Here is a 19,204-nt window from a genome sequence, read left to right as displayed (position 1 = left end):
AGTCAAATATGATTTATTAGTCGCAACGGGTACACGTGCACAGTTTGTCCTGATTGCCTGGTGACTGCAGCGGCCGGATCGTAAACTTCCATTAACGCGAGACATAAAAAAAGCCCCTCCCGGGAGGGGCTTTGTAATGATGGATGACCCGGTGGCTCACTGGCCGCCAGCTGCCGGTGTTACCACCGGTTTGCCATCCACATCCAGCTCGGCAATGGGGCCGATTCCCAGGGCCTCGATGCCCGGGCGGATCTTTTCCTGGTCGCCAACAATCACCCAGATAAAGCGGTCCGGGCTGATGGTTTCGCGGGCCAGTGTGTGGATATCCTCCAGCGCAATAGCGCGAATCTGCTGCGCATACCCATCCATATAATCCAGTGGGCGGCCGTACTTCAGCATTTTTGTGACCTGCCCGGTGACCGCATTGATGGTTTCAAAGCGACCCGGCAACTCGTTGATGCGCTTATCCTTGAGTTTCTGTAGCTCGTCCGCGCGGGCGGGCTCGTCACTGACGTAGGCCCGTAACTCCTTGCGTAATTCGGCCAGGGAGTCACTGGTCTTGTCCGTCTGCACCGGCGCATAGACCATCATCGGCTGCTGGCCCTTGGCGCCGGAGAAGAACGAGTAGGCACCGTAAGCCCAGTGCTTTTCCTCGCGCAGGTTCATGTTGATTCGCGCCGTGAAGGTGCCGCCGAGAATATCGTTCATCATGTGCAGCGCCTCCCGTTCGGGAATGCTCTCGGACGGCGCCAGCAGGCCGCCGATGATCATGGACTGCTCGGAACCCGGCTTGTCGATCAGGTAAACCCGGGATTGCTCGGGATGGGGAACCTGCACCAGATTCTTCTGCGGCAGCGGCGCGTCCGGCGCGGCCCAGTCGGCGAAATTGCTCTCGAGCTTCTCGGTCAGCGCATCCATGGTGATATCACCGACGACCACCATGGTGGCGTTGTCCGGGCGGATCCAGCCCTGGTGGTGCTGGACCAGGTCCTCGCGGGTCAGTGACTGGATTGATTCCTCGGTGCCGCTGCCAGTCAGGGGCACGCTGTAGGCATGGCCCTCACCATACAGCAGCGGCGGCAGGGTCCGCAGTGCCATCTGCACCGGCTGGGTTTTTTCCTGCTTGATCATTGCCAGCCAGCGCCCGCGCTTGCGCTCAATCTCCGCTTCGTCAAAGGCGGGGCGCATTACCACATCCGCAAACAGGGAAACCGATTCGTCGAGGGTGCTGGTCAATGCATCTAGGCCCACACTGGAACTGTCGATACTGGTATCGGTGTAAATTCGCGCTCCCAGTAATTCCTGCCGGGCGCTCAGCTCCAGCGCGCTGAGTTCGGTGGTGCCCTCTTTGAGCATGGACATGGTGTAACCGGCGGTGCCGGCCTTTTTCCCCTGGTCGGCCGCGTAACCGGCGTCAAACATCAGGTGCATATTGACCACCGGGGTGGAATGGCGCTCTGCGAGGACCACTTTCAGGCCATTGGAGAGTTCAGTGGTCTGTAGCTCCGGGAAGGGAACCGAGGGAAACTCACCGGTATCCGGCAGTTTCGAGCGATCTGCACCCTGCTCGGCAACCTTGTAGTCGGGGAAGGGGTGTACTTCCAGGCTGTAGTCGCCACTGCTCAGCCACTCCCGTGCCACAGCCTGCACCTGTGCCGGTGCCAGTGTCTGTTTCTCGTCGATGGCTTTCAGCAACGCATTGGGATCATCCAGGTACAGCTCGCCACGGGCCAGGATCACGCCCTTGCCGGACCAGCCACCCACCTGCTCGAGGTCGCGGGCCGCACTGGCATATTCCGACATGTTTACCCGCGCCAGCTCCTCGGCGGTGGGTCCCTCTTCAAGGAAGGTTTTCATCTCTTCCTCGATAGCGGACTCGACTTTTGCCAGCTCCACGCCGGGTTTGGCATCCGCAACGACCTGGAAGATGGAAGCCAGCTCAAACTCGTAGAAATTAATACTGACACTGGTGGCAATCTGGTCGGTGTACACCAGGCGCTTGTACAGACGGGAGTTTTTGCCATCGCCCATCACCGCGGCGGCGAGCGCGAGAGCGTTGCTATCCTCGTGGCCCATATAAGGCGCATTCCAGACCTTGTAAATCCGTGACTGGGCGACCCGGTCAAACATGGTTTCGCGCCTGGATTCGTCACGCTTGGCAATCCACGCATCCTTTTTCGCCAGCGGGGGGCCCGCGGGAATATCGCCGAAGTACTTGCTGGCCTTCTCTTTCGCTGTTTCCACGTCTATGTCACCGGCGAGTACCAGTACGGTATTGGCGGCACCATAGTATTTCCTGAACCACTCGTGCACATCTTCCAGCGATGCGGCATTCAGGTCCTCCATGGAGCCGATGGTGGTCCAGGAGTAAGGGTGCCCTTCGGGAAATATTGCCTTCTGCATGGTTTCCCAGACCTTGCCGTAGGGCTGGTTCTGCCCCTGGCGTTTCTCGTTTTGCACCACGCCCCGCTGCTCATCCAGCTTCTCCTGGGTGATTACGCCGAGCAGGTGCCCCATGCGGTCAGATTCCATCCACAGGGCCATGTCCAGCGCATTGGAGGGGACTGTCTCAAAATAATTCGTTCGGTCGAGCCAGGTGGTGCCATTCATGCCTGTAGCACCGGCTTTTTCGAAGGGCTTGAAGAATTCGTCGTTATAGTTTTCCGAGCCGTTGAACATGAGGTGTTCGAACAGGTGGGCAAAACCGGTGCGGCCCGCTTTTTCATCCTTGGAGCCGACATGGTACCAGACCCCCACAGACACGATGGGCGCCTTGCGATCCTCGTGCACAATTACCCGCAGGCCGTTGGGCAGGGTGAACTTTTCGTGGGGGATGCGCAGGGACTCGGTAGCGGTGGCGACGGGGGCGGCAGGAGGGGGAGAGGTGCTTTCGGCAGTCTGCGAATGGGACTGTCCGGGGTCGCCGCAGGCGGTCAGGGCCAGCGCCAGCGCTGCCGGCACCCAGAGTGGCCGTGCAATCTTCATATCGTTTCCTTTTTTATTAAATATTCTGGTACGGGAGGGCATGCCGGTACTGAAGGGAATCGGCTGCAAACACTGCACTGGACATTTATTCCGGCGGACTGTGCCGGGAAAGGAAGACACTCATTAATTTGCACTTCCGTGCAGTTTGGGCGTCGCTATCGGCCAGCCTCCCAACCGTATTTATACAAAGTGCGGCCGGGGCTGGCAATCGGGGTTGCACCGGGGACAGGTGGCTCAGTAGGCGTTGCGTATCAGGTCGATCCCGGGCTGGATGGCACGGCGCCAGGCGCCGTCGATTTCGCCGGAGAACTGCGGGTCATGCCGGGCCACGGTATGGAGCAGGGCATCGAGCCATACGGAGTAGAGTTCCGGGCGAATGTTGTAGCCTTTGCGCGAATGGCTTGCGCCCAGGGCGCGGAGCTTGGTTTCGGGCATGCCGCGGGCGACCAGGATCAGTTGCATGATGCCATTACGCAACAGGTGGCGCTGCTGGGGCATATTGGTGTCCCGGAACATTGCCCGGATCTCGTCGGAACTGCCCATAAACCGGTCATAGAAATCGACAAAAAACTGCGGGTTGTTGCAGCAGCGCCCGTAACTCTGGAAAACGATATCGCTGTCGGGAGTGTCCATACTGAAATTCTCCTGGGGTCATGGAAAACGCCCGGCCATCGCCGGGCGGCGCGATTCTATACCCGGTGGCAGTTTTCGGAAAGCGTGACCAGCCTGTGGGAGGCAGGAAATGGCTGGGGAGCGACGTCGGGCTGGTAGCGACAATTTACCGGCTGCCCTGCGGCGCATCGGGTAGCAGTGCGCGATAGATGGCTTCGACCACGCCGCCATATTTCCCGGTAGTGAACCGGTCTCCCGCAAACCGGTTGGGGTTACCATGGGGATCGGGCAGTCGGGAGTGCTTTTTGTTGGTGAGCAGCACGATGCCCAGGTTGTATTTCGGGTCGATCACAGTGAGGGTGCCGGTCCACCCCGTATGGCCATAGGCGCGGGGGCTGGCGCCGGTGCCGAACATCCACGACATTCTTTCATTCCCGTTGCGGCGCCAGCCAAGGCCGAAGGTCCGGTCGAGCGGCGATGGCGCGGTAAATCGGGCAATAACAGAATCATCAAACAGGCAGTTATCGCCGTAGCCGCCACCATTCAGCATTACCTGTACCAATACAGCCAGCTCGCCGGCCGTGGAGAAGAGCCCGGCATGTCCGGAAACCCCGGCCATGGAATAGAAGGCCTTTTCATCGTGTACTTCCCCCTGCAGGGTATGTGTGCGGATATTGGGGAACTGGATGGTGCCGTCCCGGGAATTGCCGAGAAGCTCAGTCGCAGCGAAATCGTCGGGAGCAAACCCTTTTGCCAGCGGGTTGAAGGCGGTTCGCTGCAGGCCCAGGGGCCGGTAGATGTTTTCTTCCACATAGGTGTCCAGGGGAATGCCGGTGATTCGCTCGATAATCAGCCCCAGCAGCATGTAGTCGGTATCACTGTAGGTTGCCCTGGTGCCTGGCTTGTAGCGCAAGGGTGAGCGGGGAATAAAACGGAGCGTTTTTTCCCGCTGCTGCGAATAGAGTGCACCGGATACCGCCGGGTTATGGTATTGCGGGTCGGGTGCAAACCCGGCTGCGTGGTGCAGCAGGTCCACCACCCGCAGACCGGCCTTGCCTGGTACCGGCTCCCCTGCCCGATCCACGAACTCCGGTACATAGCGGCTGACCGGCGCTTCCAGGTCGAGCCGCCCCTCACTCACCAGTTTCTGCAGGGCAAAGTTGGTCGCGAACATCTTGGTGTTCGAGGCCAGGTCGAACATCGTATCTGCGCGGACTTCCTGCAAAGTGTCCAGGGGCCGGTGGCCGTCGAACTTTTTCCTGTAACCATAAAACGACTGCTTGGCGATACGGCCGTCCCTGATGACCACCAGGGCGGCACCGGGAAAGCCCGCCGCCACATCCGCCTCGATCAGCTTGTCCACCCCCGTCAGTCCGGCCGCCGCAAAGCCAGCCGCTTCCGGCGTTGCGGCTCGCTTCAGGGTGGGGAAGTCGCAAGTCGCTTCAGATCCCGTGGCGGGGAATGCCAGCAGCGCCGCCAACATGAGGGCAGCGAGCGGGGTGGCGGTATGGCGGGGCAGGTGCATGGCTGGAACTCGGGGTCCGGATTGCGGCGATAAATTATTCTGAAAATCCCGGATACAGGTGATGGTGCGCGGGTGCTTCCGGGCGGTCAAGCCCGCCCGCTTCAGCCAGCACTGTCCTCGTCCCGCAGGGACACGGAGAAGGTGCCATCGGGCTCCACCGCCATCGAGATCGATATCGGCCGGCAGCACACCTGGCAGTCCTCGATATAGGATTGTGATCCCGCAGACAGGTCCATCAGCAGCGTGATGGGTTCGCCGCAGTAGGGACAGCTGGCCTCGTATTCCTGCAGGGCTTCCATCAGCGGCCCCCCGGCAGGTACCGGGATACCCACGCGGCCATGGTTTCTGCCACGTAGTCCGCGTCCTCCTGGCGGGTCAGCAGGTGGTCGGCATCGTCGAGGCTGATGAAGCTCTTGGGGTGCATGGCCCGGTTGTAGATGTCTGCTGCCTCATCGATGGGCACGGTGCTGTCCCGCGGGGAGTGATAAATCAGCAGTGGCCGACCCAGTGCGCGGATGTAATCCGGCTCATGTTGTTCAAGGTCGTCGAGGAACTGCTTCTTGATGGTGAATGGTCGCCCGGCCAGCTCCACCTCTGCCTGGCCCTGCGACTCGATGATATCCAGGGCGCAGGCAAATTGCTTGATGACGTGGTCCGGGTCGGCCGGGGCGGCGATGGTGACGATGGCCCGGGCCTCCTCGATCTCGCCGGCGGCAGCAAGGACGGCGGCGCCGCCGAGACTGTGGCCGATCAAAAGGTCCACCGGGTGGTGCTCACGGTGCAGGAACTCTGCGGCGCTCAGCAGGTCGCGGATATTGGAGCTGAAATTGGTATCGGCGAAATTGCCCCCGCTGTCACCCAGCCCGGTGAAGTCGAATCGCAGCACCGCACAGCCCAGGTCTGCCAGTCGCCGGGCGATCCGGGAGGCTGCAAGGACGTCCTTGCCGCAGGTGAAGCAGTGCGCGAACAGGGCCCAGGCGCGGGGCTCCCCCCTGTCGGGCATCTCCATGACGCCGGCCAGGAGGTTGCCACTGCCGCCGGGGAAGGTGACTTTCTGCCGCTTTGCCATGCTCTCTCCACGCTTTATCAGGTTGTCCTGGCACGCATGGTATGAACCGCAGGCGCCCCGGGCAATGTCCCGCGGTCCCGGGCCACCGCTGCGGGGCGCCTTGCCATACTGACGTACCGACCTGCCGCGGTGCTGGCCGGGGTCCTGCGGAGAATGCCGGCGAGCGGGGCCGTGCGGGGAGGAATGGTCACTATTGACAGCGTTATCAGGCGGTCAGCAGTCGGCACCGGAGGCCCGCTGTTGATATAATCCGCGCCCACTTTTCTATCTCACCGCAACATTTCACAAAACAGCAGAGGGGATTGGCGATGGCGGTCAAACTGATGTCGGATCTGGACCTGGCGGGCAAGCGCGTACTGATTCGCGAGGACCTGAATGTACCGGTCAAGGGGGGCGAGGTGACCTCGGATGCACGTATCCGCGCGGCCCTGCCCACCATCAAGGCCGCCGTCGACGCCGGCGCCAAGGTGCTGCTGATGTCCCACCTGGGCCGCCCCAGCGAGGGCGAGTACGCCGAGGAGTTCTCCCTGGCCCCGGTGGCCGCGCACCTGGGCAAGCTGCTGGGCCGTGACGTGCCGGTTATCAAGGACTGGCGCGACGGGGTCGAACTGGCCGAGGGCGATGTGGCCCTGCTGGAGAATGTGCGCTTCAACGAAGGCGAGAAGAAGGATGATCCGGAGCTGGCCCGGGCCTACGCGGCCCTGTGCGATATCTTCGTGATGGACGCATTTGGCACCGCCCACCGCGCGCAGGCGTCCACCCATGGTGTGGGCAAGTTCGCCCCGGTTGCCTGTGCCGGCCCGCTGCTGGCTGCCGAACTCGATGCACTGGAAAAAGCGCTGGCCAAGCCGGCCCGCCCGATGGTGGCAATCGTGGGTGGCTCCAAGGTGTCCACCAAGCTGAGCGTACTGGAGACACTCTCTGACAAGGTGGACCAGCTGATTGTCGGCGGCGGCATCGCCAACACTTTCCTGGCTGCCAGTGGCAAGCCGGTCGGCAAGTCCCTGTGCGAACACGATCTGGTGGATACCGCCAGCGCGCTAATGAAAAAGTGTGAGATCCCCCTGCCCGTCGATGTGGTCACCGGCAAGGAGTTCAGTGAGTCCGCTGCCGCCGAGACCAAGCCTGTGGATGATGTGGCGACCGACGACATGATCTTCGATATCGGTCCGGAATCCTCCGCCAGGCTGGCCGAGATCCTGAAGGATGCGGGAACCATTATCTGGAATGGTCCGGTGGGAGTGTTTGAATTCGACCAGTTCGGCGGCGGTACCGAGCGCCTGTCCCGGGCGATTGCGGACAGCGATGCCTTCTCCATCGCCGGCGGTGGCGACACCCTGGCGGCCGTGGACAAGTACGGCATTGCTGACAAGGTCTCCTATATTTCCACTGGCGGTGGCGCCTTCCTCGAATATGTGGAGGGCAAGACCCTGCCGGCAGTGGCAATGCTGGAAGAGCGGGCCGCTGAATAACCCGAGTTGATAACCGGGCCGCATCGACCGGCCCGGTGAAGTTCCCGGTGTTACCCCGGCGAAGATCGGGGAACCATTTACAGAGATGTCAAAACAAAACCAAAGGTACTTTCCATGGCACTGATTAGCTTGCGTCAAATGCTGGACCACGCCGCCGAGCATAGTTACGGCGTGCCGGCGTTTAACGTCAACAACCTGGAGCAGATGCGCGCGATCATGGAGGCGGCGAAGGAAACCGACTCCCCGGTGATCGTGCAGGCCTCTGCCGGCGCCCGTAAATACGCCGGCGCGCCTTTCCTGCGCCACCTGATCCTGGCGGCGATCGAGGAATTCCCGGAAATCCCGGTGGTGATGCACCAGGACCACGGCACCAGCCCGGCTGTGTGCCAGCGCTCCATCCAGCTGGGCTTCAGCTCGGTGATGATGGACGGTTCCCTGCAGGAAGACGGCAAGACCCCGGCTTCCTACGAGTACAACGTCGACGTCACCCGCCGCGCGGTGGAAATGGCGCACGCCTGTGGCGTGTCCGTCGAGGGCGAGCTGGGCTGCCTGGGCTCACTGGAGACCGGCATGGCCGGCGAGGAAGACGGCGTTGGTGCGGAGGGCAAGCTGTCCCACGATCAGCTGCTGACCGACCCGGAGGAAGCCGCGGACTTCGTCAAGAAAACCCAGGTCGATGCGTTGGCGATTGCCTGTGGCACCAGCCACGGCGCCTACAAGTTCACCCGCCCGCCGACCGGTGACATCCTCGCCATCGATCGTATCAAGGAAATCCATGCACGCATCCCCGACACCCACCTGGTGATGCACGGATCCTCCTCGGTGCCGCAGGAGTGGCTCAAGGTGATCAACGAGTTCGGCGGTGAAATCCCGGAAACTTACGGTGTGCCCGTGGAGCAGATCTGCGAGGGCATCAAGCACGGCGTGCGCAAGGTGAATATCGATACCGACCTGCGCCTGGCTTCCACCGGTGCGGTGCGTCGCTTCCTGGCCGAAAACCCGTCCGAGTTCGACCCGCGCAAATTCCTCAAGGCCAGCACCCAGGCCATGAAGGACATCTGCGTGGCCCGCTACGAGGCCTTCGGCACCGCTGGCAACGCCAGCAAGATCCGCCCGGTGAACCTCGAGACCATGTACCAGCGTTACGAGGCTGGCGAACTGGAGCCGAAGATCAAGTAGGCATATCCCCGGTTGGCCCGCTTGGGGCCCGGGGATACGGGAAAGGGCGATCGGGAGATCGCCCTTTTTTATTGGCCAGGCAGAATACAAGACCAAGCTGGGGTTGCCTTGACCCCGGAGAGTCAGCGGGACAGGGCGCGGATAAACTCCGGTGCCTGCTCGCGCTGCGCCATGCACAGCTCGATGGTCTCTTCCGTCTGCGCCATGCTGCGCTGGTATCCCGGCGTCAGTTCACTGTGTCGCTCGAACAATGCCTGTAGCTGGTCCAGCCGGTCGCTGGTGCAGAAGGTGCGGGCAAACGACGGGGTGCGGCGGCGCCACTGTCCGGGAATCTTTTCCACCACAGTGGGGAAGTTGTCCCGCAGCCACTGCCAGTGTTGTTCCTGTACCGCCGGTTGCGCCAAGGCGGTGGCTATCAGGCCGAAGGCCTCGCGCGGACCCATATCCTCACTCACCGCCAGGCGCTGGACATCCTGCACCTGTTCCGGGTCGTTGGCCGCGCCGATGGCGTTGGCGCTGGCATTCTCGAAGCGCGGGTCGTCCAGCTCGCCGCGGATCTTCACCAGGTGTGGCAGGAATTCCCGGCCGGCATCCTGCACCGCGACTACAAGGGCCGGTTGGTACAGGTCGGAATCCAGTGCCCCGGAATCGCGTTCGCGCCTGAAGCCGGTAAAGGCAATCGCCTTGTCGGCGAGAATCTCGCGCGCCTGTGAATCCTCGGCCACCAGTGCCATAAAGGCCAGCAGCTCGCTGTACAGCAGCTTCTGCTCGGCATCATCGCTGCCGGCGGTGCGCTCCAGTACCGGCTGGTAGAGCCCCTGCAGGAAGCGGGTGAAATCCGGCAGGGCTTTTTCCGGCAGGATGTTGCGACGGTACTTTTCCAGGTACTGCAGCGGCGCGGTGATCACCTGCCGGCGCTCGGCGACAGCGGACTGGCGCACCACGTCGAGCACGGTGGCAATCGGCAGCTCGCCGGCCTCGAAGGCCGCAAAGGCGCTGTCGATGATGGAGAGCTGTTCTGTCGGGGTGAAGTCGGCAAAATTCTTCACCAGTGGCTGCCACTGTTCGCCGGCAAGGTTCCAGCGGTAGTAACCGCTGCCGTCGGCATTGGGCAGCAACCACTGCGGGCACTGTTCACTCTCCAGTTCGACCGTCTGCTCGCTGTCCGCCAGCATCAGGCACTGCCGGCTTTGGTCGCTGCGCAGGCACAGGGGAATGGTCCACTGCTGTCCGCTCAACTGGATCGGCGAGCCCAGGGGCTTGTAGCGTCCCTGGCGGATGATGACCTGCGGTTTATCGCCGGTCTCGCAGTCCAGGTTGACCGCCAATTCCGGTACGCCCTTCTGCTCGACAAAACTGCGGAAGGTGTCGGTCAGTTCCGGAGTGTTGGTCTCTTCGCCGATGACGCGGTAGAAATCGTCTGAGTCCGCCACACCGTCGGCAAAGGTCTCGATATAGCGGCCCAGTGCGGGGCGGAAACGGTCTGCGCCAAAGTACTGGTCCACCATATGGATCACGCCCAGGCTCTTGGAATAGGTGATGGAGTCGTAGGCGTTGCGGATATCGTCATTCTTGTCGATGGGCTCGCGAATGGCGCGGGTGCTGGCCAGCGAATCCAGTTGCATGGCGCCAATGGCGCGCACCGCGGCGTTGAGGTCATGGCCACCCTCGGGCTCGAAGATTGTCAGGGTAAGCGGTGTGCCCCAGGTGGAGAAGCCTTCCTTCAGCCACAGATCGTCCCACCAGGGTGGGGTGACCAGGTTGCCGAACCACATGTGCGCGATCTCGTGGGCGTGCACACCCAGCAGTGCCAGGCGCGCGCCCGGTGCCGGCTCATCCCCTTCCACCAGGATACGTTGCTCGCGGTAGGTAATGGCCGCGGACAACTCGGTGGCGCCACTGGGCCACTGCGGCGCGGCGATGATGTCCAGCTTTTCAAACGGGTAGGGGCGCTGCAGTTCCGTCTCGAATATCTCCAGCATGCGCGGCGTGACATCGAGGATATAGTCCAGGTCATCACCGCGGCCCTTGCGGGCGAAGCCGCGCAGCGGGATCGGTTCCTTGCGGTACTTGTTGGGCGGAATGACGTCGCGCTCCACCACGTCGAACGGCCCTACTGACAGGGACAGCAGGTAGGTGGGCGTTGGCCGGGTGGTGGCGAAGGTGACCTTTTCCAGCCCCTCGCCCGCGGGTTCGCGCTTCAGTTCCGCGCCGTTGCTGATGGCGGCATAACCCTCGGGCACGGTCAGGCTGATATCGAACGGCGCCTTCAGGCCTGGCTCGTCAAAGCCGGGCAGGTACTTGCGCGCCTGGATCGACTCGGACTTGGCCAGGGCGTACGCGTCGCCCTGCTCCTCCACCTTGAACAGGCCCGACAGATTGCGATCGAAGTCGGCGCTGTAAGCCAGGCTCAGGGTGAATTCGCCCGCGGGCAGCGGCTCGGCGAAGCTGACCCGCACCACGCCGCTGTCGAGCACCTGCTGGTAGTCGGCGGCAATCGATTTGCCGTTCGCGGTGGTGGCGGTGGCTTCACTGACGCGGATGTCCTTGCCGTGCATCCAGATATGGTCCGCGGGCTCGTCCAGCTGGATATCGATGTCCACGGTGCCGGAAAAATCATCCCGGCGCGGGTCCAGCAGCAGGTCGAGTCGGTAGGCGGTGGGGCGGACTCCCTCGGGCAACCGGCCGTCCGGTGCCTCGGCTTCCGCATCGCCGGAGATCTTCACCAGCTGGGAAGTGGGTGGCTCGCCGCTGGAGTCGGCATTGTCCGCAGGTTGTTCGGACGGGCTGCAGGCGGCCAGTGCCAGTAGCGGCACTGCCAGCAGGCTGCGCAGTGTTATCTTTTTCATAAGCTCCCGTTGCTTGGCAAAAACCTGCATTGTAACGGTTTGGCAGGATCATGGCCCGCCGCCGGGGAGCGACGGGCCCCCGACCAGCAGCGTGAGCGCGGGCACATCGTTCCCGCGCTACAACGCGCTACAAGCAGTCATTAAGTAGTGTCTGCCCGGTTCTGTTGGCAGGCAAGCGTGCCTGAATGGCTAATCGGGCCTCAGGGGCATGTTGGCGACGGCTTTTGGCCCGGTTAACCTGACTGGCAGTTCAATTCGTGGACTGGGCTACTGTAGGGTTGACTGTACGCCGTTTTGCGGTCCCATTTAGTCAGACGAACGCCCGGTTCTCGTCTAAAATTGTTCTTTTTTTGATCAATAAAAACCGGTAGTGTGTGAACCTGTTATTCCCGCCACGGAGGGCCAGAGTAAAACTCACCAAGTGGCCAGAACTATGTTCCATCGCACACTCGCTCTGTTGGTAATATTTTCCGGTTTTATGTTGTCGGCGTGCAGCGCGCAGCAGAACCTGGGAGAGGAAACCTGGTATCAGGTGGACAGCACCAACTTCCGCATCGTTACCAATGGCGACCCGCAGGCAGTGGAAACCCTGGCGCGCGACCTGGAACGCTACCGGGCGGTAGCGCTCAAGCTGCTGGGAGCCAAGGGCGCCCGACAGGAGCAACACAGGCTCACCATTTATGCCACCGCTGACCGGCAGACCTACGCCGGCCTGGTGGGGCCGGAGCTGGCGGAGATGACCAATGGCCTGTTTGATACCACGGCCCAGGGTAGCTACGCGCTGGTGAACCTGGATGGCCGCTCCGGCGAGCGTCAGCTGGAAGCGCGGGAGTTCCTGTTCCACGAGTACACTCACTTCCTCAGCTATAACCGCAACACCACGCATTACCCATACTGGTACAGCGAGGGCTTTGCCGAGTTTATGTCCACCATGACATTCCCGGTGGCCGGCCGTTACAAACTGGGTGCCATCCCGGAAGAGCGGGCCATGACCTTGCTTTACACCAGCCCCATGCCGCTGGAAGAGTTGTTGCGAGCTACGGTGATCAGTACGCCGGATGAAGAGAAGCCGCGTGTCTACGCCAGCGGCTGGATGCTGGCCCACTGGCTGATCATGGAGAGTGGAAAGGTGGACCAGTTCAGGGATTACGTGCGTGCTTACAACAATGGCGCCGATCCCGTGGAGTCCCTGGAAAGCACCTTCGGTGTGAAGCTCGAGGATGTTGAGAAGCGCTATGAGCAGCTGTTCCAGGAGGGTGAGTTCGACATGGTGGGCGGAATTGTGCCGAAGGAATTCCGTGAAGTGTCCCCGGATGTGCAGCAGCTGTCTCCGCAGCGCGCTGTGGCCGAGGTCGGGCATTTCCTTGTGTTGTCCGGTTATAACCTCGCTGGCCTGGGCTCGCTGCTGCAATACGCTCACGCCAATGGCCTGATGAGCCCGGAGCTGATCGCCGTGCAGGCGGATGCCGAGACCCGCATGGGTAATTACGAGGTCGCCGAGGAGCTGCTGGCATCGGTGCCGGTGGCCGAGCGCAACAAGTTCCGCTACCAGAATGTGGACGCCTGGCTGGGACTTACCCGGCAGGCCAACACGGCTGGTGAAGAGCGCGACCGCGACGAACTGAAGAAGGTGCGCGACAAGTTCGTATTCCTGGTTAACAACGACGAGGAAACCGCTTCACACTGGTACGGCCTGGCCATGAGTATGCAGATGCTGGGTTACCCACAGGAAAAATACCTGGAAATGCTGGAACAGGCCTACCTGCGGGCGCCGCGCCAGGTGCATATCGCCCAGTGGCTGGCGCAGGAACTGTACAACAAGCGCGACGCGGACTATTTCGCCCGAGTCGCACAGCCACTGCTGATGGAGCTGGATGACCAGGATGAGTACCAGCAGATGAAGTTGATGTTGGCGGAGATGCGGGCCGAACAGGAACCCGGCGTCAGGGCCCGGGTCGATAACGCCCTGGCCGCCAAGGAGAGCGAAAGTAACGAGGGCTGATGCCCTCCTGGAGCCCCGCCATCGGCGGGGCTTTTTTATGCCGCCTCAGATAGTGGCGCCGCCGGCGGCATCCGGTGACTCCCCGCTGCCCGCATGGTGTTCGGCGGTCGTGGGATCGATGATATTCCGCACCTCCGCCACCGAATCGGCGGGAAAACCGCCCATTTCCGCGTGCTTGATGATCGACTCCCGGTCGGGGGCGATGTAAATGCAGTACACCTTGTTGTCGGTGACGTAGCTCTGTACCCACTGCACCTGGGGGCCCAGCTGATGGAGCACGTCACAGGATTTTTGCGAAATACCAGCCAGCTCCTGCTGGCTGAGCTGGCCGGCATCGGGAATTTCCCGCTCGATGACAAATTTTGGCATGGAATCTCTCCCTGGTAGCGCCCATTGGTCTGCTGCTGTGCCGCGCCGGGCTGGTTTTCCGGTGATCGCACCGAAGTTTGTCGAGAGCAGAAATATAGTCGGTGACTACCCTGCGGGTAAGGCCGTGACAGGAATTTACCGCTGAATTCCACGGTCGCGCTGTTTCAGCTCTCCGCTATGGGTATATCAGCGAATGACTGCCTCCATCCGAGTTGCCAAGGCGATCTCGTTGATGGAAAGCGCGCCGGTACTTTCTGAGGTGCGAAGATGTAGCATGGCACCGGCAAGCGCCTGGGTGATACTGGGTGATGTTGTATCGGGTACGGCCAAAGCGACGTCGGGGCTACCCTGCCCAGTTGCCACCGGCTGCCAGGAAGTCGGAATGGGGTGAAGAATCCATGCCACGGTCTTACCGGCGCAGCGATCAATAGACCTTTATAGTGATATCCCCCAGAGGAATTTTTCGGAGAGTGTTAGTCGATAAAAGCAGTGTCCCGATCCAGGCGCTGGCGATATCTATCGACGATCAATCATTCCCGGAATTCTGTTATCTAATTGAAGGGCGGGCACCACCGGGTTTTGATCGTTCCGCGCCTCTATGGTCATCGCATGAACCCCCCCCTCGTTGCGGTGAAACTTGTATGTGGCCTGCGTGAAGGAAACTGCACGTTCGGAGCGTGTTTAATGGTGCGAGAGCCGGAATTCCTGCCTGAACCCCGGTTGCGAACTACTGTAACTGATTGCGGTCGTAGCGTCTGGTACGGCGTAGGTTTTGCTTCGCCGGCTCATCCTGTTGCCGCCTTTGCTCTCGGGACTAACCCTCGACCGAATCGTGAGGGCGATGCCAGAGGATGATACGATCGTTTGGTCTTGGCCGGGGCTTCGCTGTTGCCCTGGTAATGAGTCGGGCCTGGATATGATGACCTTGCAAGAGTGGCGCAACGGCGCCGGACTTTTCGCCTACGGGGACTGGCCCGTGGTGACCCGCACCGGAGGCAATCCCTCTGGCCCTGCGCTGCTGTTGATTCACGGTTTTCCCACTTCCTCCTGGGACTGGAACCGTCTCTGGGACGCACTGGGGGCGAACTTCAGCCTCTATACGCTGGATATGCTCGGCTTCGGGGATTCCCCCAAGCCCGCCAGTTTTTCCTATCGTATCGCCGACCAGGCTGACCTGATCGAATCCTGGCTGACCCACCAGGGCATCAGGGAATACCATATTCTTGCCCACGATTATGGGGATACCGTAGCGCAGGAGCTGTTGGCTCGGGATGCCGAGCGTCGCCTCGGTGATGTGGCGGCCGGGGCCGGGTTACGCATTGCGAGTGCCTGCCTGTTAAACGGCGGATTGTTTCCGGAAACCCACCGTCCGGCCAGGATCCAGAAACTGCTGTTGTCACCCCTGGGGCCGTGGGTGGCGCGGCGCAGTAGCCGGAACCGGCTGGCCGAGACGATGCGCCGGATTTTCGGGCCCCAGACCCAGCCCAGTGAGGAAGAGCTGGATAATTTCTGGAGACTGGTAAAGGCGCGCGGTGGACGCCGGGTGATGCACAAACTGATACGCTACATGCCGGAGCGCAAACGCCGGTGCTCCCGCTGGGTGGGTGCCTTGTGCACGACGGCGGTGCCGGTAAAACTGATCAATGGCCTGCATGATCCCATCTCCGGTGCACACATGGTGGATCGGTATCGCCAGCTGGTACCCGGGCCGGATATCACCGGGCTGGAAGGCATCGGTCACTATCCGCAGCTGGAGGCGCCGCAGGCGGTGCTGGATGCGTTCCGGGAGTTTATGCAGCGACACGGTTTTGCCGATTACCCGGCGCAGGTCCTGGCCGGGGCGTGAAACGGTATCAGTGGTATTTAATCCACCATGAGCGGAGGGCCGATGGGCTGGTTAAAGCGTAACGGGAAGCTGCTCCTGGTGCTGGCAGTAATCGCCGGCATGGTCGCCCTGCAGTGGCTGGGACGGCGCGGGGACAACCGTATTGCGCCGCCCGGGCCGGACTCTCTTGCCTCTGCCAGCGAGCAGCGGCGGGCGTTGACCGGTGAAGGCGACAGTGAGCGGTCCGGTGACGGTGGCGTGCTTGCCGGGCCGGTCCCGGGTGCCGCATCACCAGCTCCGGGAGATGATGTCGAAGCAAAACAGCGCGTGTTCAGGGAATGGATGTTCCAACGCGGCTTCTACTCATCCGCTGACCTGCAGGGCTATGCCACCTATGACCTGGCGACGCTTCAGCAGCTTGCTGCCGGCGGAGACCTGTTGGCGAACACAGTGCTCTACTCCCGTTATGTAAAGGACGGCCAGGTGGACAGGGCCCACGAGACGGCCTACAACGGCGCCGTGCTGGGATCATTACAGAACCTGCGTCACCTGGCGGGGCCGCACCTGGACAGGGCGCGGGAGTTCCGTGGCACGAATGGGCCTGCGGCTGAGCGGGAGGTACTGGACGTTCTCACCTGGTACCAGGTGGCAATGATGCGCGGTGACCAGCGCGCCCTGCGTGACGGCCTGCGCGTGATCGAGGAATATGGCCTGGAGCTCGATGACGGGGAATTGCGGGTTCTCGAGGGGCGCGCAGCCGCTATTTACGCAGGGCTCGAGAATGCGCGTCTGGAGCGCGGTCTCGGGCCCTTCGACAACAGTGCCCCGCCGGTACAATTCGTAGAACCTGGTGACGAACCGCCGTCCGGCTGGGGGAGTGGGTACTACCGGCGCTTTACTTCTGGCGCCGCTGATAACGCTGAATAACCGGTCCGACGCGTCATAACCGACATTTCCCGACCTTTCCTGCCTTTTGCCGCCATCTCCTGGCGGGTGTGACGTATTTCTCAATCCTTTCGCTTGGTATAGTCGTAGGCAAGTGAGAACGTTGACCATTAAACGGTCGCCTCGATCCATAACAACGCAAAAGGCCCCGTCGTGAAAACCAGACTCTACCGCGCTATTCCTGCCCTGTTGCTATCGCTTGCGCTGGCCGCCTGCGGTCCGGGGCAAGACCAGGGTGCCGCTGGGAAAGCTGCACCGGAAGAAAGTACCGCCGCCCCGGATGCTGAGGACAGTACCGCTGCCAGCGAACCGCTGGCCCCGGCGTTTCGCAACTTCATCGAGCGGGGCGATCTGCCGGCGTTGGCCGAGCATGGTGTGCTGCGGCTGCTGGCCCCTCGTGGAGAAACCGATAACGCCCTTCCCCGTGATGGGTTACCTGGCTCGGCCTGGCGGGAGCTGGCAGAAAAGTTTGCCCACAGTCGCGGCCTGGACCCGCAGTGGGTATACGTGGAATCCTTTGCCGATCTGGTACCGGCGTTGCTGGAAGGGCGGGGAGACGTGATTGCGATCAATTTCTCCCGCACAGAGGGGCGTGCCGAGCAGGTCGCATTCACCCGGCCACTGCAGTATGTCCGAGAGCTATTGGTCACTCGCAATACCGCAGAGGAAGCCGCGACAGATAGCAAACCGATGCTGGTGGCGGTGCGGCGGGGCAGTGCATTTGCGCGCACGCTGGAGGCACAAAATCGGGCGGCAGCCAAGGAGGAAGACGGTGCCGCTGACGGGCGCGGACGCTTTGCCATCACTTATCTCGATGAACCCGTCAATCACGACACGCTGCTATCGGGTGTTGTCGACGGCAAGTACCAGGCCACGGTGCTGGACAGTAACCTGGCCGATGCGTTGCTGCCTGACTATCCGCGGTTGCGGGCAAGTGACAGCCTGGGCTCGCAGCGTGCCATTGCCTGGGCGGTGCGCCAGGAGAATCCGCAGCTGGAACGGGCACTGAATGAATTCCTGACCTCCGAGCATGTTGTCGCGCGGCAGATGGCTGAACGTCCCCGGCGCGACTGGGCCGACATTCAGTCGAGCCGCACGCTCCGGGTGCTCACCCGTAACCATCCCGCCTCTTACTTTATGTGGCAGGGCGAGCTCATGGGGTTCGACTACGACCTGCTCAAGCAGTTCGCCCGGGAGAACAACCTGCGCCTGAGCATGGTGGTGCCAGGTCCGGATGTGGACCTGACCGAGGCACTCGAGTCCGGCCTTGGTGATATGGTGGCCGCCTCGATGACTGTCACCGATGAGCGCCGCGAGCAGGGCATCGAGTTTACCCGCTACTACCTGAAAGTCACCGAGCAGGTGATTGCAGCCGAGCCCCTGCCGGAGAAGCAGGCGGACAAACCGGTGGCCGAGCTGTTGGCGGGCAGTGAAGTGGCGGTCAATCCCCTGACCAGCTTTTACGGCAACCTGCAGGCACTGGCGGCAGGCCAGGAGCAGCCTGTGGAAATCGTACCGGTTAAGGGCGCGGCAACCGAGCACCTGATCGACGCCGTGGTGCAGGGCAAATACCCCTACACCATTGCCGATTCACACCTGGTGGATATCGAGCGCACCTATCGCCGGGATTTCCATGTGGTCGGAGAGTTGCCTGGCAAACGCGAAATCGCCTGGGCTGTGCGCCCGGACCAGCCGCTGTTGCTCAAGCAGCTCAACAGTTTCCTGAACAAGCACTATCGTGGCCTGTTTTTCAACGTTACCTACAACAAGTACTTCAAGCAGGCCAAGCGAACCCGGACGCGCATTGCCGAACGGTTACGCAGTACCGACGAGCTATCACCGTACGATCCCCTGGTACGCGAATATGCGTCACGCTCGGACCGGGACTGGCGCATGATTGTGGCGCAGATGTACCAGGAGAGCCAGTTCGATCCGCAGGCGCGCTCCTTTGCCGGCGCGCGCGGGCTGATGCAGGTGCTGCCACGCACAGCGGCGCAGATGGGTGTCAATGACTTGTTTGTGCCGGAGAACAATATTCGAGCGGGGATTACCTATCTGGACTGGCTGGAAGAGCGGTTCCCGCGGGATCTGGAGTTTGACGAAAAAATCTATTTCACCCTCGCGGCCTATAATGCCGGCCATGGCCATGTGCGGGATGCGCGCAGGCTGGCGGAATCCCTCGGCAAGGACCCGGACCGCTGGTTTGGCCATGTGGAAGAGGCAATGCTGAAATTGTCCGAACCTGAGTATTACCGCAAGGCGCGCTTTGGTTACGTGCGCGGGCGAGAGCCGGTGAATTACGTGCGCCAGATTCGCAGTCGCTACCTGGGCTACCTGTCGGTGGCGCGTAACGAGGGTGCACAATAGCCGCC

The 19,204-nt window shown here is 61.7% G+C and carries 13 protein-coding genes; 6 read left to right on the top strand and 7 right to left on the bottom strand.

What is annotated here, in order from left to right; genetic code table 11:
• Positions 1-156: 156 nt before the first annotated feature.
• From LVD11_RS06380 to LVD11_RS06360, 5 genes are all read right to left on the bottom strand, one after another.
• Positions 157-2,985, bottom strand: coding sequence for a M16 family metallopeptidase (locus LVD11_RS06380; RefSeq protein WP_237057322.1), 2,829 nt, complete (start codon positions 2,983-2,985; stop codon positions 157-159).
• Positions 2,986-3,219: 234 nt separating this feature from the next.
• Positions 3,220-3,618, bottom strand: a complete 399-nt coding sequence (locus LVD11_RS06375) for a globin (protein WP_237057321.1) — start codon at positions 3,616-3,618, stop codon at positions 3,220-3,222.
• A gap of 145 nt (positions 3,619-3,763) precedes the next feature.
• Positions 3,764-5,122 (bottom strand): penicillin binding protein PBP4B, encoded by a 1,359-nt coding sequence (gene pbp4b, locus LVD11_RS06370; RefSeq protein WP_237057320.1) that lies wholly within the window; start codon positions 5,120-5,122, stop codon positions 3,764-3,766.
• Between the two features lie 101 nt (positions 5,123-5,223).
• Positions 5,224-5,421, bottom strand: coding sequence for a CPXCG motif-containing cysteine-rich protein (locus tag LVD11_RS06365; protein ID WP_237057319.1), 198 nt, complete (start codon positions 5,419-5,421; stop codon positions 5,224-5,226).
• Entirely contained in the window at positions 5,421-6,191 is a 771-nt protein-coding gene (locus LVD11_RS06360) for an alpha/beta hydrolase family protein (RefSeq protein ID WP_237057318.1), read from the bottom strand. Before LVD11_RS06360 ends, LVD11_RS06365 begins: the two co-directional genes overlap by 1 nt.
• 308 nt (positions 6,192-6,499) lie before the next feature.
• Between LVD11_RS06360 and LVD11_RS06355 the strand changes: the two genes are divergently transcribed.
• Entirely contained in the window at positions 6,500-7,663 is a 1,164-nt protein-coding gene (locus tag LVD11_RS06355) for a phosphoglycerate kinase (protein WP_237057317.1), read from the top strand.
• A gap of 114 nt (positions 7,664-7,777) precedes the next feature.
• Positions 7,778-8,842 (top strand): class II fructose-bisphosphate aldolase, encoded by a 1,065-nt coding sequence (gene fba / locus LVD11_RS06350; protein ID WP_237057316.1) that lies wholly within the window; start codon positions 7,778-7,780, stop codon positions 8,840-8,842.
• A 122-nt stretch (positions 8,843-8,964) separates the two neighbouring features.
• Here fba and LVD11_RS06345 read toward each other — a convergent pair whose 3' ends face one another.
• Positions 8,965-11,691 (bottom strand): M1 family metallopeptidase, encoded by a 2,727-nt coding sequence (locus LVD11_RS06345; RefSeq protein ID WP_237057315.1) that lies wholly within the window; start codon positions 11,689-11,691, stop codon positions 8,965-8,967.
• A gap of 433 nt (positions 11,692-12,124) precedes the next feature.
• Here LVD11_RS06345 and LVD11_RS06340 point away from each other — a divergent pair, with 433 nt between their 5' ends.
• Positions 12,125-13,693, top strand: coding sequence for a hypothetical protein (locus tag LVD11_RS06340; RefSeq protein WP_237057314.1), 1,569 nt, complete (start codon positions 12,125-12,127; stop codon positions 13,691-13,693).
• 45 nt (positions 13,694-13,738) lie between these two features.
• Here the strand turns inward: LVD11_RS06340 and LVD11_RS06335 are convergent, their stop codons facing one another.
• Positions 13,739-14,062, bottom strand: coding sequence for a DUF4242 domain-containing protein (locus LVD11_RS06335; RefSeq protein ID WP_237057313.1), 324 nt, complete (start codon positions 14,060-14,062; stop codon positions 13,739-13,741).
• A 916-nt stretch (positions 14,063-14,978) separates the two neighbouring features.
• Between LVD11_RS06335 and LVD11_RS06330 the strand changes: the two genes are divergently transcribed.
• The 3 genes from LVD11_RS06330 (at position 14,979) to LVD11_RS06320 (ending at position 19,199) form a co-directional block, all read left to right on the top strand.
• Positions 14,979-15,908 carry an alpha/beta fold hydrolase gene (locus tag LVD11_RS06330; RefSeq protein ID WP_237057312.1) on the top strand — a complete coding sequence of 310 codons (930 nt, stop codon included), beginning with the start codon at positions 14,979-14,981 and terminating at the stop codon, positions 15,906-15,908.
• Between the two features lie 42 nt (positions 15,909-15,950).
• A complete protein-coding gene (locus tag LVD11_RS06325; RefSeq protein WP_237057311.1) occupies positions 15,951-16,814 on the top strand; it encodes a hypothetical protein in 864 nt (287 codons plus the stop codon).
• 171 nt (positions 16,815-16,985) lie between these two features.
• Positions 16,986-19,199 (top strand): transporter substrate-binding domain-containing protein, encoded by a 2,214-nt coding sequence (locus LVD11_RS06320; protein WP_237057310.1) that lies wholly within the window; start codon positions 16,986-16,988, stop codon positions 19,197-19,199.
• The last annotated feature ends 5 nt before the right edge of the window (positions 19,200-19,204 follow it).

The organism is Microbulbifer sediminum, from assembly GCF_021729035.1.
GTDB classification, from domain to species: domain Bacteria; phylum Pseudomonadota; class Gammaproteobacteria; order Pseudomonadales; family Cellvibrionaceae; genus Microbulbifer; species Microbulbifer sediminum.
This window is presented reverse-complemented; position numbering and strand designations above follow the sequence as displayed.